We start from the raw sequence: 15,651 nt of genomic DNA on the forward strand, positions 1-15,651 counted from the left end.
ATATCATCAATTAGCCACTAGGTATTTTGGGGTGATTATAATGATAATATTCTGTTAATATTCCGTGATGTATTGTAAATTTGTTTTAAAATTGGATTATTTTGTTGTAATATAGGAGATACACGGATCTTTAGAGGAAAAAAGTAGGGTGGATTTGTGTATGGGTAAGTAAATTTGTCGGAATTAAATTTTTGGAAAAGCGTGTCAATTCTATGGATAAGTTAGCAGAATGTTATGTCAGTATAGAACTTATAGGGGGATTAACGATAATGGGGAAAAAGAAAATCGTAAAAATTGCATCCGCTACCATGATGGCTGCGACAGCGGTCGTAGCAGTAGCACCGGCACCTTCGGATGCTGCCACTAGCCTGAATAGTAAAATCAAAACGGCCAAGGCCGCCATCAAAAAACCATTCGACACCTATTTCTACACTTCTAAACTCGCTTCAGTGTCCACTGTTGAAAAACAAATCAAGTCTGCAAAACAAGCAAAAAAAGACATCAACTCTACCATTAAAAAATCAATGCTAAGCAAAAAAGAAAAAGATGCCAAATACAAAGAAATCGAAGCTTATGATAAGTACATCACTCGTTCTGAAGGTTATGTAAAAGGGTATAAAGCGGCTGAAAAAGCAAAAGCTGCCCATGATAAATCGATTAACGCCTTTACGAATTCCATCATCGCCAAAAAATCAAATGATATCAGGGATCAATATAATGCACTGGATAAAGCCGTGAAAAAGACAGACAAAGATATAAAAGATACGGTTTACGGTGCGAAAATCGAAAAGCTTCTATATAATAAATTCACTAAATCGACCAAAACAGCTTTGAACGGTGACCTGAAAGTTCCGTACTACTATGAAAAAGCTGCATACTGGGTGAAGAAGGGTGATTTAAAGACCGCGGACAACCGGATGAATACCGTTTCTTCGCAGTTGAAAAAGGTCAGCAAAACATCCAAACTTGGTAAAGCCATTCATGCTTATGTTAAAGAGGTGAAAGGTAAGTATGATGAAGCGGTATATGCAGAAAAGAAAAAAGAAGTGGCAAAACGGGTCAATGCCTATGTAGCTCTTGCCAATGGGGAACTTAAAACGAAAGAACAGATAAAAGCGGCTAAAAAGGCGAGAGCCGACATCCATTTAAATGGGATCAAGGAGTCGGACCGAAAGGAATTCGAAGCGAAAATAGCATTGGCGGATAAGAAAGTGGCAGCTGCTAAAGAAGCTTTGAAAAATCCGGCGAAGGCAATCACGCTTTCCTTGATGCATACGAATGACACGCATGCCCACTTGGACAATGTAGCCAAAAGGGTGACGGCTGTTAAAGAAGTGCGTAAGAGTAAACCGCAAGCTCTTTTGGTGGATGCTGGTGACGTATTCTCGGGAACGCTCTATTTTAATGAATTCAAAGGGCAAGCTGATCTTCGCTTCATGAATTTAATGAAATATGATGTCATGACATTTGGGAATCATGAGTTTGACTTGGGATCAAGCGCTGAAGGGCATCAAGCTTTGGCTGACTTCATTAAAGGGGCACAGTTCCCATTTGTCAGTTCGAATGTGGACTTCTCCAAAGATGATAAGTTCAAGGGACTATTCTCGGACATGATTTCAAGTAAGCCGGAGCAAGGGAAGATATACAATGGAATCGTAAAACAAGTGGATGGCCAAAAGGTAGGGTTCTTCGGGCTTACAACGGAAGAGACGAAAGATATTTCAAGTCCTGGAAGTATAGAATTCGAAAACTACCTTGAAGAAGCCGAAAAAGCGGTCAAGGCGTTCAAAGGCATGGGTGTCAATAAGATAGTTGCCGTATCCCATATTGGTTATGATGACAATGCAGCTTATGACAATGATTTAACATTAGCTGCCAAGGTCAAAGGCATCGACGTGATTGTGGGCGGACATAGCCATACGCAGTTAAACGCCCCCGTTATTGTTGACAAAGATGATAAAGGGAAAACCAAAGATCCGACAGTCATCGTTCAAGGGTATCAGTATAGCGACTTTTTAGGAACGATCGATGTGAAATTCGATAAGAAAGGCAAGATTGTCGGACAAGCCGGACAGCTGATTAAGCTTTCTGAAAAACAGGATGATCCTGAAGCGGCAAAAGTGCTCGAAACATACTCCTCGAAGATTAAGGAGCTGAAGGAAACGAAGACTGGGGCAACAGCTGTGAAGGCTTTGGACACACCGCGTGATGCAGGGGATGAAACGAAACCGAGTGTTCGTAAAAATGAAACCGAACTGGGTAATTTAATTACAGACGGAATGCTTAGTAAAGCAAAAGAATTCAATAAGGATGCGGTCATTGCTTTCCAAAATGGCGGGGGCATCCGCGCTAGTATTGATCAAGGTGAGATCACTTTAGGGGAAATACTGACTGTTTTACCGTTTGGGAATACGTTAGCGACGATGAAGCTTACGGGTGCAGAAATCAATGAAGCATTAGAGCATAGTGTAAGCCTCGCTCCTAAGGAAAATGGCGGCTTCCTGCATGTTTCCGGAATGAAATTCAGCTACGATAGTTCAAAGGAAGCAGGCAATCGTGTGACAAAGGCTGAAGTCCTTGGACAAGATGGAACATATTCCGAATTGGATGCAGCGAAGGAATATGTCGTGGCGACCAATGCTTTTACAGCCAAGGGCGGAGATGGATTCACCGTTTTCAAGAAAGCTTATGAAGAAGGAAGAGTGACGGATATCGGACTCGCTGATTGGGAGAATTTACGGGATTATGTAAGCGGGCTGAAAACTGTCGATCCAAGCATCGAAGGACGCATCAAGGATGTGGCCGGAAGCAATACAGACCCAACTGTGGTATTGGCCAAAGACTTTGGCGGAACGGCTGATGCGCCAAAAACACATGAAGGTAATGTAGTTGTTGATATTACTGATGTTGCTTCATTGGAAAATGCAGTGGTTAAAGGGAATCTTACATTAACAGGAACTCCTCCGGATGACTTTACTTTTTCACAGGTTACAGTCGAGGGTAATTTGGATTTATCGGGACTTAACGGTAAGACCGTGAGCATGAGCGGTGTCACGGTGAATGGCGAAACCATTCTTTAAGCGGTATTCAAATGATTGCTGAGCCTACGAAAAAAAGTTGGAGGGGTTGAGATTTTGAAGAAGAACGGGATAAGCAAGCTTTTATTTGCCATACTGATCGTGCTGTCAACGGTTTTGCCAAATGCAGCCGCTGCAAAAGCGGAAGGGACAATATCCGTAACAGAAGCGATTAATAATAACAGCGGAACGGCGACGGTGAAGGGATACATCGTGGGTACAGCTAAAAGCGGTACAAGCTATCAGCAAACATCGCCTTTTACGGAAAGTACGAACATAGGTATTGCGGATAGTCCGGATGAAACGGATGTAAAGAAAATCATGCCTGTTCAGCTTCCGGCCGGTAATATCCGTACGGCGTTGAATCTAGTCGAACATCCGGAATTATTTAAAGCGCAGTTGATGATTACGGGAAAGCTGGAAAAGTACTTTTCAGTACCCGGCCTGAAATCCGCAACGGATTACAAAATCATCACTGATGGAGGAACGACTCCTGGACAGCCTGATGTGAAGGTGCTGGACTCCATAGCCGAAGCACGCACGAATACTGAAGATGTCGTGCAGGTCGATGGGGTAGTCACGACGGGGCTTGGTTATTGGGGAGGAAAAGGCTTTTATATCCAAGATGAAACGGCAGGGCTATATGTTTATGGTTCTTCGTGGCCTGCGGAAGTAAAGCAAGGGGATAAGGTTAGATTAATCGGACAAGTATCCGCTTATAATAAGGAATTACAAATCCAACCAACTTCCCTTGAAGTCGTATCTTCTGATAATGAACTTCCTGATATCCAAAAAATTGATGCTTCAGGGGTCAATGAGGAAACACAAGGTGAGCTGGTCACCATTGATAAGGCGACCATTACAGAATTGGCAGCATCGGGAACATACGGAACATTCGAATTCAAGGCGGAAGATACTGAAGGGAAATCTGTTGTCGTTCGCCATGATAACCGGACCGGTTCGAGTTATGAAGATTTCGTGAAGAGCTTTAAAGCAGGGGATGTCATTTCCGTAACCGGAATCGGATCGAGGTTCAATGACACGTATCAGTTGAAGCCGCGTGGTCTTGAAGATTATGAACTCGTGAACAAACCAGCCGTATACACGGATATTTTCCCTGGTACGGTTAGTGAAAATACAAAGGTATCACTTGAATCTGGTTGGGAAGGAGCGAAAATCCATTATACGCTGGATGGATCCACACCGACGTCTTCAAGTGCTTTGTACACAGAACCTATCATTTTAACGAAAGATACTGTCATCAAGGCAATCGCAGTCAATGACAAGACATCGGAAGTTTTCACATTTGCCTATACCGTTAACAAAACCACTGAAGTGAAGATTCGTGACATACAGGGGATGAATCATTTTTCATCTTATGAAACTCAACTCGTCTCGGGTGTGGAAGGTGTCGTCACTTATGTAAAAGATGCGAATAACTTTTACATGCAAGATCCCAACCCGGATAAGGACTTAACGACATCCGAGGGAATACTTGTGTACAACAAAGCACATGGCCTGAAAGCGGGAGATCATGTCAAAGTGGCAGGTAAAGTTGCCGAATGGTATATCGAAGGATACGCTGAAATGAAAACGACGGATCTGCCGACAACTGAATTGACCAATACTACGATTGAAAAGCTTGGCACTGCAGCTATGCCAGAACCGATCATCATTGGAAAGGATGTCATTCCGCCGTCTGAGAACATCGATGATGATAGATTGACAGACTTTAACCCAAGTGAAGACGGCATTGATTTCTACGAGAGTTTGGAAGGAATGCTCGTAGAAGTATATAACCCGAAAGTGGTTGCTCCTCAAGACTATGGTGAATTGGTCGTGATTCCGGGGTATATGGAAACGACGACTGCAGTCGGAGGCGTCAAAATAACGGAAACGGATTTCAATCCTGAAAGAATTACCCTGGATATAAATGATGAATCATATACAGCTAAAACCGGTGATTTCTTTGAAGGCTCGGTTACAGGTGTCATCAGCTATGGATATAGCAACTATAGGGTACTGACGGATAAAGCTCAGCTGCCGGCATTAAAGGATGGCGGTACGGCTCGGGAAGTGACATCCTTAGAGAAGGATGCTGATAAGCTATCGATCGCTTCCTATAATATCGAGAATTTCTCGACTCAAACCGCTAATTCGAAAGTTGAAACGATCGCAACATCCATCATTACAAATCTAAAACAACCCGATATCATCGGCGTAACGGAAATGCAAGATAATGATGGGGCAACAGATAGCGGGACAACTGATTCTGCCCAAAGTGCCAAGAAGTTAACCGACAAAATAAAAGAGCTGGGCGGACCGCAATATCAATACATCGATATCGCACCGGAAGATAAACTTGATGGCGGGGCACCCGGCGGGAATATCCGGGTAGGCTTTTTATATAATGTCGACCGCGTCAAATTGACTGAAGGAACGAAAGGAACGGCAACACAGTCCGTGGCCTTCAAAGATGGAAAACTTACCTTGAACCCTGGACGAATCGAGCCTGCCGATCCCGCCTTCACTTCAAGCAGGAAGCCTCTAGCCGCTCAATTCGAATTTAAAGGTGAAAGCGTAGTGGTGGTAGCCAATCACTTTAATTCCAAGGGCGGTGACCAGCCGTTATTCGGCAAAAACCAGCCTCCTGTCCTTTCAAGTGAAACGCAAAGGCTTCAAATTGCCTCTATCGTCAATCGGTTTGTTAGTGATATCAAGTCACAGGATGCCAAAGCGAATATCGTCCTGCTTGGAGACTTTAATGATTTTGAATTTTCGGCTCCGCTTAAAACATTAAAGGGCAAAGACCTAACCAATATGATCGAGAAAGTTCCATTTGAAAAACGTTATTCTTACACATATCAAGGCAATTCACAAGTACTGGACCATATCCTTGTATCGAATAATATGGCCGCGGCCACAAAAGTCGATATTGTCCATATTAATTCATCCTTCATGGAAGTTCACGGAAGGGCAAGTGATCATGACCCTGTATTGATTTCAACCACTTTATCTGAATCAGGTGGAGTTGAAACGCCTGCTCCAGAAAAAACATATAATCTGACAAACGTTAAAACAAAAAAACTTACGATTGCTTCACCTAGTGCTTTGATCAATCTTGATGAAACATCCAGCATCGAAGAAGGTATCTGGTTAAAAGGTTCATATGCTGTACTCAAAGGCCTTGGGCTTAAGAATGCTGCTGTGTCGATAAAACCGGATAAGGAAGGCGCAATCATTGATTTTGGAGGCATGGCGGTGAAGGAAGTCATCATTGATAATGCCAATGTAAAAGAAATCAGGGGCGCTGAAAATGTTCAGAAATGGTCGGTCACAGAAGGTGTCGACACATCGAATATCAAGTTTGTCGATTCGAAAGGGGAAGCAATTGCTTCCCCTTTCGACCCTAAAGAAAACCATGCGCCCGTCGTAACGAAAAACATGGAAAATCTTGAAGTGAAAGCCGGTTCCAAGGTCACCATCGATTTGAGTGAGCACTTTTCAGATCCAGATGGAGATAAGCTGACCTTTTCATCCACTATCGGTACAGTCACAGACCAGACATTAACCCTTCCTGCAAATGAAGCTGGAACATACCTTGTCGCAGTCAAGGCCGAGGACCAGCTATCGGAAACGGTTGTCCGTTTCACGCTGACCGTTTCGAATGATAAGCCGCTCGAAGCTTATTACGAAACGGCGGCAGGAAAAACGGGAACGGAATTGAAATCGGTTCTGCACTCGATAATTAAGGGCCATACGATGTTATCTTATGATCAAGTGTGGAATGCCCTTAAAGAAACGGATGAAGATCCGGTGAACAAACAGAATGTCATCTTGCTTTACTCTGGAAAATCCATCTCGGAGAACGCGAATGGGGGCAATGCCGGACAATGGAACCGCGAACATGTTTGGGCAAAGTCCCACGGTGATTTTGGGACAAGCAAAGGTCCCGGGACAGACCTTCATCACCTCCGTCCCGCTGATGTGACAGTGAATGGTAAACGGGGCCACCTTGATTTCGACGAGGGAGGTCAAACGTATAGCGGATGTGAATGTAAGTTTGATTCAGATTCATGGGAGCCGCCAAATCATGTTAAAGGCGATATAGCACGGATGCTATTTTACATGGCCGTCCGTTATGAGGGAAGCGGCGAGTTGGATCTTGAATTATCCGATACAGTCAATACGTATCCGAAGCCCCTACATGGAAAGCTATCGACACTTCTGAAATGGAATGAACTCGATCCAGTCGACGATTTCGAGAGCCATCGCAATGATGTCATTTATGACTGGCAAAATAACCGCAATCCTTTCATTGACCATCCGGAATGGGCATCCGAAATTTGGGGTGCCGCTAAATCCATCAATGAGAAAAAAGCGAGTTAAATCGGAGTTGGAATGGGAAAGCAGCCTGATGGCTGCTTTTTAGTTTGTTTACACAAGGGGTTGAAAGTGCAAACATGATGTTAAGATGAGGGTTGGTTTAACTGGCTAGCGGAGACCCTGCTAAAATAACCGCGTGAACGGTCGAATCGAGTGTGTGGTAGGTCGAATAAAGTGAGTGACCGGTCGAATCGAGTGGGCGGTAGGTCGAATAAAGTGCGTGAACGGTCGAATCGAGTGTGTGGTAGGTCGAATAAAGTGCGTAAACGGTCGGAATCGAGTGGGAGGTAGACCGAATAACTGCGTGAACGGTCGAATCGAGTGGTGGTAGGTCGAATAAAGTGCGTGAACGGTCGAATTGAGTGTGTGGTAGGTCGAATAACTGCGTGACCGGTCGAATCGAGTGTGTGGTAGACCGAATAAAGTGCGTGAACGGTCGAATCGAGTGTGTGGTAGGTCGAATAAAGTGCGTGAACGGTCGAATCGAGTGGGAGGTAGGTCGAATAAAGTGCGTGAACGGTCGAATCGAGTGTGTGGTAGGTCGAATAAAGTGCGTGAACGGTCGAATCGAGTGTGTGGTAGGTCGAATAAAGTGCGTGAACGGTCGAATCGAGTGCGTGGTAGACCGAATAAAGTGCGTGAACGGTCGAGGGAATGGCCTTCTTATTCAATAAAGGCACCCTTTAATGGAGGAATTGAATAGCTATTATTAGCTGGTTTGCTTAAAAAGAAAAAATCGTGATCATGCAAGTGCTCACGACTTTTTGTCTACAAACTGAAAGTGCCACCAGGCTGCTTTTTTCATGCTTCACTACAAAGTTAATCATTTATGGTTAATTATCTTTAAATACTGAAAAATCAAACATTGACATCTCGTTAAATAATAAAAATTTTGGTAGGTATGTTATGTAATATATGTTAATATGGGATATGCAATGAAAGGGTTTTCATTGCAGAAAAGATAAAAATATTTTAATATAGTAATTATGCCGCTTTTTGATTTTCATTTACCCTTAAAAGACGGTTAAAAAATATACTGCCAGAAATGGGGCATTACGCGATGAAATACAGATCTGCATTTGATATAATCGGTCCCGTCATGATTGGACCTTCAAGCTCACATACAGCAGGAGCTGCCAGAATTGGCAGAGTAGCACGAACATTATTCGGAAAGCAACCGAAGAAAGCCATTATTTCTTTATATGGTTCTTTTGCAAAAACTTACAGGGGACACGGTACGGATGTTGCTGTCGTAGGTGGGATATTGGATTTCGATACGGATGATGAACGAATTCCTGCCTCTTTAACGATAGCGGAAGAAGCCGGTATGGACGTTTCCTTTACAATCGAGGATACTGTGATGGATCATCCTAATACAGTCAAAATCAGACTGTTCGACGAAGATAAAGAATTGGAACTTGTTGGGATCTCGATTGGTGGCGGAACGATAGAAATAACGGAGCTGAATACGTTCAAGCTTAAATTGTCGGGTGAAAACCCAGCCATTTTAGTTGTGCATAACGATGTGTTTGGAATCATATCTTCCGTTTCGACAGTATTGGCGAATCATGAAATTAACATTGGCCATATGGAAGTTTCACGGAAGGAAAAAGGTCAAATGGCCCTCATGGTGATTGAAGTCGATCAGAAAATCCAGAGCGATGTCATGAAGGAAATTGAAGGATTGGAAAATGTGTCGCAAGTCATAAGGATGGTTGAATGATCATCATTAAAAGTGTTGGCATAGATATGGAGGTACAAACATGTTCCGAAATGTAGCAGAGTTGGTTGAACTTGCTGAAAGTAAAAATGTAAAAATCGCGGAAATCATGATTTTACAAGAAATGGAGTTCTCGGGCCTGTCGAGAGAACAGATTATTGAAAAGATGGACAGGAATTTGACAGTGATGGAACAAGCGGTGGAAAGAGGTCTGAAAGGTGTGCAATCCGTGACAGGCCTAACGGGCGGAGATGCCGTTCTTTTGCAAGATTATATCAAGTCGGGCAAGGCACTGGCCGGTAATTTATTATTGGATGCCGTCAGTAAGGCTGTTGCAACGAATGAAGTGAATGCAGCAATGGGAATGATTTGTGCCACTCCGACTGCAGGTTCTGCTGGTGTTGTTCCCGGTACATTATTTGCCGTGAAAGAAAAATTAAACCCGACCCGGGCAGAGATGATTGAATTCCTTTTCACTTCCGCTGCTTTTGGATTCGTGGTTGCAAACAATGCTTCCATTTCCGGAGCGGCTGGTGGCTGCCAAGCAGAAGTGGGCTCGGCAAGTGGAATGGCCGCAGCTGCGATAGTGGAACTGGCCGGCGGTACACCAAGCCAAGCCGCAGAAGCGATGGCGATCACTTTGAAAAATATGCTTGGATTGGTTTGTGATCCAGTGGCTGGATTGGTTGAAGTTCCTTGCGTGAAACGTAACGCAATGGGTGCATCCAACGCGATAACGGCAGCTGATATGGCACTTGCAGGCATTACGAGCCGCATTCCATGTGACGAAGTTATCGATGCCATGTATAAAATAGGATTGACCATGCCGGTTGCACTTCGTGAAACGGCAGAGGGCGGCCTTGCGGCGACTCCTACTGGGCGTAGATTGGCAAAGGAAATTTTCGGTTCATATAAATAAACATTCAGTCCCATTAACAACAGGTTTGTTAATGGGATTTTTAATTTGTCTTAAAAAAACAACTCCAACTCCTCAATCTGCCCAAAAATAAGATTATTTTTTAGTGAGTGAAAAAAGGAAATTAGAGGAAAATGGAGGGATTTGGCGTTTATGGACACGGAGATGGAAACAGTCGTTAAAAAATCTGAATTATCAGTGAATATGGGGCCGTAGCAACTTTGTGAGTTATCACTTTCAATGATAAGATGAGTACGAAATTCACTATGGGAAGGATTGATTCTTCATTAATTTTCTCGAATTAACGTACACGTCGGCAATGGAAAAAGCGATGTTTCAGGCTCATGGAATCGGCTATGCACTATATGCTCAAAAACTGGAGCAACGCATGATGGTTGAACAAGAACGGGAACAGGATTATCTAAAAAGCAGGCGTATAACAGACGAGATGAGAGCCAATCTTTTTTTGGGGAGTTAATTTCGAAGATATCGAATAACATAAAACGAAAAAAATCATGAACAAGCGAAAGAGCAATCTTAAAGATTGCTCTTTTTGTCCTGCTCTAAAGGGTAATTTTCTATTTTAAAGGAGGAGACAACACTTTTAAATAGAATGTATGTTGATGAAGAGGAGGATTGATCTTAGTGGAGAGAAGAGCATTACTGGTATCTGCATTACCGGGATATGAAGAAGAAATTGGGCGGTGGCTATGGTGTTTGGAGGATGTTCGCCGTACGCTTATAACGAAATTGACTGGAATCAGCCAAAATATACTTGATACGAAAATCGATGAAAGGCAAACGATTGGCTCGATGTTATATCACATAGCTCTGATAGAGGCAGATTGGTTATACGAGGAGGTCCTTGTTTCGGAATGGGATTCGGAAATACGCGCGTTGTTTCCATTAGGATGCCGTGCCGAAGATGGCTCCCTAAACCACATTGAAGGACAAACATTAGAAGAACATTTCTACCGCCTCAATAAGGTGCGTGAAGTATTTCTTTCAAACTTTCGCACAATGGATTTAACGGATTGGCGCAAACCGAGGGTACTTGAACAATATGACGTTACGCCTGAATGGGTCGTTTACCATTTGGTTGAACATGAATCACATCATCGAGGACAGATTTTTCAGTTGTTGAAGAAATTACGGAATGAAATAGAAGTTAAAGAAATGTGATTCTTTAATGGCCAACTATCCATATCAGTTTGTCGACAAATCTGCCGAATAACTGCTTGGCAGGCGATCGGCGGATAGGGAGTGGATTTCTGAAACGTTTGTCAAAGAAAAAAACTGTAGGCAAACTCGCTTTTCTTCGAATTTGTCTACAGTCAATATTCCTGGTCTGATTTATATCATTAATCTATTTGGTGATTGAATTTCGACTTTAAGACGCTGCTGGCATACCCAATGAATCCTCCAACAATGGCAGGGATGACCCATCCTAGTCCTGCCTCATACATAGGAAGTATTGCAGTGAAGAAATCATTGATGAATGAAATGTGTACACCTGCTCCATTTAAACCATCAAATAAACTGACGATGAATGTTAAAAGTAAACTGCCTTGATAAACTTCAGGTCTTCCTTTAAATAAAGAATGAAGAAATGTTAGGAAAATCAAAACAATGGCCAATGGATAAATGGCTGTCATAACAGGTACAGAAATGGCAATTAACTCGGTTAGTCCAATATTGGCAATGATTGCACTGAATATGGATAAACTTATGGCAATCGTTTTGTAAGGCAGATTTGGGAAAAGCTTATGGAAGTATGTCGAGCAAGATGTAATGAGTCCTACGCTTGTCGTTATGCAAGCCACTGTGATCATTAATCCTAATAATAGCCCACCATATGCTCCAAAGTAGTAATCCGAGACTTTCGCCAAGACAATGCCTCCATTATCCAAGCGTCCAAGTTCCCCAACGCTTGAAGCACCCATATAAGAGAGAGCTGTATAAATGGTGGCAAGGATAACAGCCGCAATGGCAGTTGCTTTCCCGCAAACGATCATTATTTGTTTTTTTGTTTTAGCACCTTTTTCTTTGATGGCATTAATGATGATGATGCCAAAAACAAAAGATGCAAGAGTATCCATGGTTAAATAACCTTCTCTGAACCCATTGAAAAATGGTTGAACCATATAATGCTCTGCAGGTGCTTGAAAATCTCCAATTGGATTAACGAAGGCGACTACCACCAGGATTCCAATGAATGTCAACTTGATGGGTGTTAAAACTTTCCCCACAATTTCGACAATTTTCGCAGGATTGAGCGAAAGAAGGCACGAAACTGTAAAAAAGATGATGGTGAAAATAAGTAAAGGCAATGGACCTGAATCTTCAGGCAAAAATGGTTTTACACCGATCTCAAAAGAAACGTTTCCTGTTCTAGGCATTGCGAATAAAGGACCAATGGCTAAATAAAGGACGGTTGTGAATACAATACCAAAGACTGGATGGACACGGCTCGCTAATGATTGTAAGTCATCTTTTCCAGAAAAACCGAGTGCCAGCACACCAAGTAACGGTAATCCTACTCCTGTGACCAAAAACCCTGCATTTGCTGACCAGATATTCATACCTGCTGATTGACCAAGCATTGGCGGAAAAATTAAATTCCCTGCCCCAAAGAAAAGGGCAAACAACATGAACCCAATCACTACTATAAATGAAGATGGAACCTTATTAGACAAAATAAACCCTCCGAAAAAACCAAAATTTGCTATTTTAGAAAATTATTAAATTTTCTAAAAATTATATACACAGTAATACTAAGACCGTATCGTATTATAACTAAATTAAATTGATATTTCAATATATTTTTTGTTTTTTATTATTTAACTTGAATGATCAGTGGTCCGCCCTTACCTTATTTTGAACATCTAAGAGCTGCTCATACTAATGAAATTCATTTGAACAAATGAAATTTAAACGGAAATGAGGGTGCAAAAATTAATAAATTTCTTAGCTTTTTGTTGTTTATCGCAGTGTTTTCATGTATAGGTGCATGTAACAAGGAAGTGGTCAAAGAAAAAGGTGAAATTACAGAGAGGAGCCTTGTTAAAGAGGGAAATGTGGTCAAATTGGGAGAGGCAGAAAAGTTATTTAAAGGCTATTATACTGCACGATATACCATTAATGATCCAGCCAATCCTCCAACCTTTGATGAAATTGCAGGTAATATTAAAGGATATTTATCAGAAGATGAATATAATGCCCAAATTCTTAACCGTTTTTATTCAATGCCTGCACTGGTAGCCAAAGAAATCAATAAAAGCATTGAAGTGCAAAGTGTGAAGCTTGAAGAACAAAGCATAAATGAAGATGGCACAGTAGATTACACATACACAACTGTATTTAAGATTTATGACGAGAATTCATCCAAGACTTATGAGAAAGAAGGAGAGCTCACGATAACCATCATAGATAATGAATTAAAAGTCACCCGTGATTGGAGCAGAGGGATAAAAATTGACGGTTTAGATGGCGGACTTTAATTGAATTTTGCTGTAAATTTGGGGAGGGAACAGTGAAGGAGGTGTTTAAGAATGGGAGTATTTTTTGAAAAAATACTAGGATTGTTTTTTGAAAAACGGAAACAAAGCAAAAAAGATGTTTTGTTACTAATTTCCATATTCGCGCTTTCTATCTTGAATGTGGTGGAGTATATCACGGATATGGACTTATTTTGGTTATCTGGTGTTGTATTAATTGCAATCATTGTTCTATCGGCATCCCTATATTTTGAAGGAAAAAGAAACAGGGAAAATGAACATTAAAATTCGTTTTTTGTGAAGCGGACGTTAGGTTAAATGTTGTTGTTTAATCAAAAAAATAAAATGACGTTAAAATAACAATTATTACTTTTATTAGTGACAGGTACTTCAATAAGGGAGCTGCTTTGGCCGCTTGAGTTTGTAGACAAAAGGGGTTTATCTAAATTTCAAAACAAAGTGGATGGGAACGGAAGGTGCGAGACTCCTGCGGGAAAAGCCGTCGAGGGGAGACCCCGCAGGCGCAAGGCGCCGAGGAGGCTCCCGGACCGCCCGCGGAAAGCGAGTGCCTGGAGTGGAAATCAGCGTTCGGGGTTTTATAAACCAAATAAAAACTGAGAAAAACTTAATTTTCAAAGAGTTTGTCTACAGTCTGGGCTGCTTATGCAGCTCTTTTTTATGGAGCTATTGGGGCAGCTATACTCCCGGAATAAGGTGGAATTATTAGAAAGTAAATCGAAGCTCTAAGGTATCCTATCAACGGGAGTGAAAAATAACATGTACTCAGCAGGGTTTGTATATTCTTCTTCTGTCAATAATGGTTATGGAATCAGAATTTCTGCCGTTTGTATATAACTTACCGTTTTGTCGTGAAAGGAACTTATGAAAATGCTCGAGAAGGGTAAAATCGGAAGCCGTCAACTGACGATATTAGTGATTTTATATACGCTTGGAGATTCTATATTAGTCATTCCCTCCATTGTCGCTTCTGAAGCTAAACAAGATGGTTGGATTTCGGGTATTATAAGCGTGGCAATAGCACCGTTATTGGTTGTTTTTATATATGATGCTTTAAGGAAATGCTATCCTGATTTAACATTAGTGGAATACAGCCAAAAAATTCTGGGTAAGTGGCTGGGAATAGTAATTTCTCTTTTATTTATAAGCTACTTTTTTATAACCACAGCGACTTATTTGAGTGAAATTGGGGATTTTATGATAACTCATATTATGCCTGATACCCCAATTCAAGTGATCATGATTCTTTTTATGAGTGTCGTCCTCATGGCCGCACGTCTCGGTTTGGAACCCTTGGCCCGAAGCGCGGAAATATTTTTTCCTTTTGTTGTATTACTTGTATCAACATTGATGATTCTTCTACTTCCTGAGATTAAATTTCAAAATCTGCACCCCGTATGGGAGGGAGGATTGAAACCGGTTATAAGGGGATCTATACCATTTATTGTCTTTCCGTTTATTGAACCGGTTGCGGTTCTAATGATACTCCCGTTCGTGAGTCAAAAAAACAGAATAAGAAAAAGCCTTTTTGTCGGTCAATTGTTGGCTGGAAGTGTTTTGATCATTATAACCATGTTAGCCATTCTTGTACTTGGTACAGAGTTAACAGCGAGACAAAATTATCCAATCTATATGTTGGCTAAGAAAATAAATATCGCTGATTTCCTGACGCGGCTGGAAGCAATACTAGCCATAATATGGTTCATCACCATTTTTATTAGATTTAGTTTGTTTTTTTATGTGACCGTTTTAGGTCTGGCACAAACGTTAAAATTGCAGGATTATCGTCCTCTGGTTTTTCCGTTTGGTATCCTTTTGATTGCCTTTACATTGATTATGACACCTAATATCGTCCATTATAGTAAATTCATTTCAGAAATCTGGCCGTTTTATGCTATTACATTCGGGTTTCTGCTTCCATTGATATTACTAATAATCGCCAAAGTTAAGAAAAATGATCGACGTAACTAAGGTCGTGTCTTATTTGTTAAGATACCTGTGTATAATTCTATTAGAAACTCAGGTGTTATTCCATTA

Annotated in this window: 10 protein-coding genes; 9 read left to right on the plus strand and 1 reads right to left on the minus strand. The window is 41.6% G+C overall.

Translation table 11 applies throughout. From position 1 onward, the window contains the following. The first annotated feature begins 269 nt into the window (after positions 1-269). The 6 genes from OSJ91_RS03745 (at position 270) to OSJ91_RS03770 (ending at position 11,281) form a co-directional block, all read left to right on the plus strand. Positions 270-3,080 carry a bifunctional metallophosphatase/5'-nucleotidase gene (locus tag OSJ91_RS03745; protein WP_485891020.1) on the plus strand — a complete coding sequence of 937 codons (2,811 nt, stop codon included), beginning with the start codon at positions 270-272 and terminating at the stop codon, positions 3,078-3,080. 54 nt (positions 3,081-3,134) lie between these two features. Continuing rightward, positions 3,135-7,466, plus strand: coding sequence for an endonuclease (locus tag OSJ91_RS03750; protein ID WP_485891021.1), 4,332 nt, complete (start codon positions 3,135-3,137; stop codon positions 7,464-7,466). A gap of 1,057 nt (positions 7,467-8,523) precedes the next feature. Continuing rightward, positions 8,524-9,186 carry an L-serine ammonia-lyase, iron-sulfur-dependent subunit beta gene (gene sdaAB / locus OSJ91_RS03755; RefSeq protein WP_054399153.1) on the plus strand — a complete coding sequence of 221 codons (663 nt, stop codon included), beginning with the start codon at positions 8,524-8,526 and terminating at the stop codon, positions 9,184-9,186. 40 nt (positions 9,187-9,226) lie between these two features. Continuing rightward, positions 9,227-10,102: an L-serine ammonia-lyase, iron-sulfur-dependent, subunit alpha gene (gene sdaAA, locus OSJ91_RS03760; RefSeq protein ID WP_485891022.1), complete on the plus strand. Its 876-nt coding sequence runs from the start codon at positions 9,227-9,229 to the stop codon at positions 10,100-10,102. 328 nt (positions 10,103-10,430) lie between these two features. Continuing rightward, complete coding sequence (locus tag OSJ91_RS03765) at positions 10,431-10,577, plus strand: YuzK family famiily protein (protein ID WP_485891023.1); 147 nt, start codon at positions 10,431-10,433, stop codon at positions 10,575-10,577. A 167-nt stretch (positions 10,578-10,744) separates the two neighbouring features. Further along, complete coding sequence (locus OSJ91_RS03770; protein WP_350301270.1) at positions 10,745-11,281, plus strand: DinB family protein; 537 nt, start codon at positions 10,745-10,747, stop codon at positions 11,279-11,281. 179 nt (positions 11,282-11,460) lie between these two features. Here the strand turns inward: OSJ91_RS03770 and brnQ are convergent, their stop codons facing one another. Continuing rightward, positions 11,461-12,795 (minus strand): branched-chain amino acid transport system II carrier protein, encoded by a 1,335-nt coding sequence (gene brnQ, locus OSJ91_RS03775; protein WP_101224771.1) that lies wholly within the window; start codon positions 12,793-12,795, stop codon positions 11,461-11,463. Between the two features lie 327 nt (positions 12,796-13,122). Here brnQ and OSJ91_RS03780 point away from each other — a divergent pair, with 327 nt between their 5' ends. The 3 genes from OSJ91_RS03780 to OSJ91_RS03790 all read left to right on the plus strand — a co-directional run bounded on the left by OSJ91_RS03780 (position 13,123) and on the right by OSJ91_RS03790 (position 15,585). Then, positions 13,123-13,599 carry a hypothetical protein gene (locus tag OSJ91_RS03780; protein WP_485891024.1) on the plus strand — a complete coding sequence of 159 codons (477 nt, stop codon included), beginning with the start codon at positions 13,123-13,125 and terminating at the stop codon, positions 13,597-13,599. Between the two features lie 51 nt (positions 13,600-13,650). Continuing rightward, positions 13,651-13,881, plus strand: coding sequence for a hypothetical protein (locus OSJ91_RS03785; RefSeq protein ID WP_350301272.1), 231 nt, complete (start codon positions 13,651-13,653; stop codon positions 13,879-13,881). 603 nt (positions 13,882-14,484) lie between these two features. Further along, the gene (locus OSJ91_RS03790) at positions 14,485-15,585 is read left to right on the plus strand and encodes a GerAB/ArcD/ProY family transporter (protein ID WP_350301273.1); all 1,101 of its coding nucleotides are present in this window, start codon (positions 14,485-14,487) and stop codon (positions 15,583-15,585) included. The last annotated feature ends 66 nt before the right edge of the window (positions 15,586-15,651 follow it).

It is taken from the genome of Bacillus sp. T-10(2022) (assembly GCF_056502895.1).

Bases quoted from the DNA above. Each gene is read 5' to 3' on its own strand.
- OSJ91_RS03745 (WP_485891020.1), top strand. From the start codon at position 270: ATGGGGAAAAAGAAAATCGTAAAAATTGCATCCGCTACCATGATGGCT.
- sdaAB (WP_054399153.1), top strand. From the start codon at position 8,524: ATGAAATACAGATCTGCATTTGATATAATCGGTCCCGTCATGATTGGA.
- sdaAA (WP_485891022.1), top strand. From the start codon at position 9,227: ATGTTCCGAAATGTAGCAGAGTTGGTTGAACTTGCTGAAAGTAAAAAT.
- OSJ91_RS03765 (WP_485891023.1), top strand. From the start codon at position 10,431: ATGTTTCAGGCTCATGGAATCGGCTATGCACTATATGCTCAAAAACTG.
- OSJ91_RS03785 (WP_350301272.1), top strand. From the start codon at position 13,651: ATGGGAGTATTTTTTGAAAAAATACTAGGATTGTTTTTTGAAAAACGG.
- OSJ91_RS03790 (WP_350301273.1), top strand. From the start codon at position 14,485: ATGCTCGAGAAGGGTAAAATCGGAAGCCGTCAACTGACGATATTAGTG.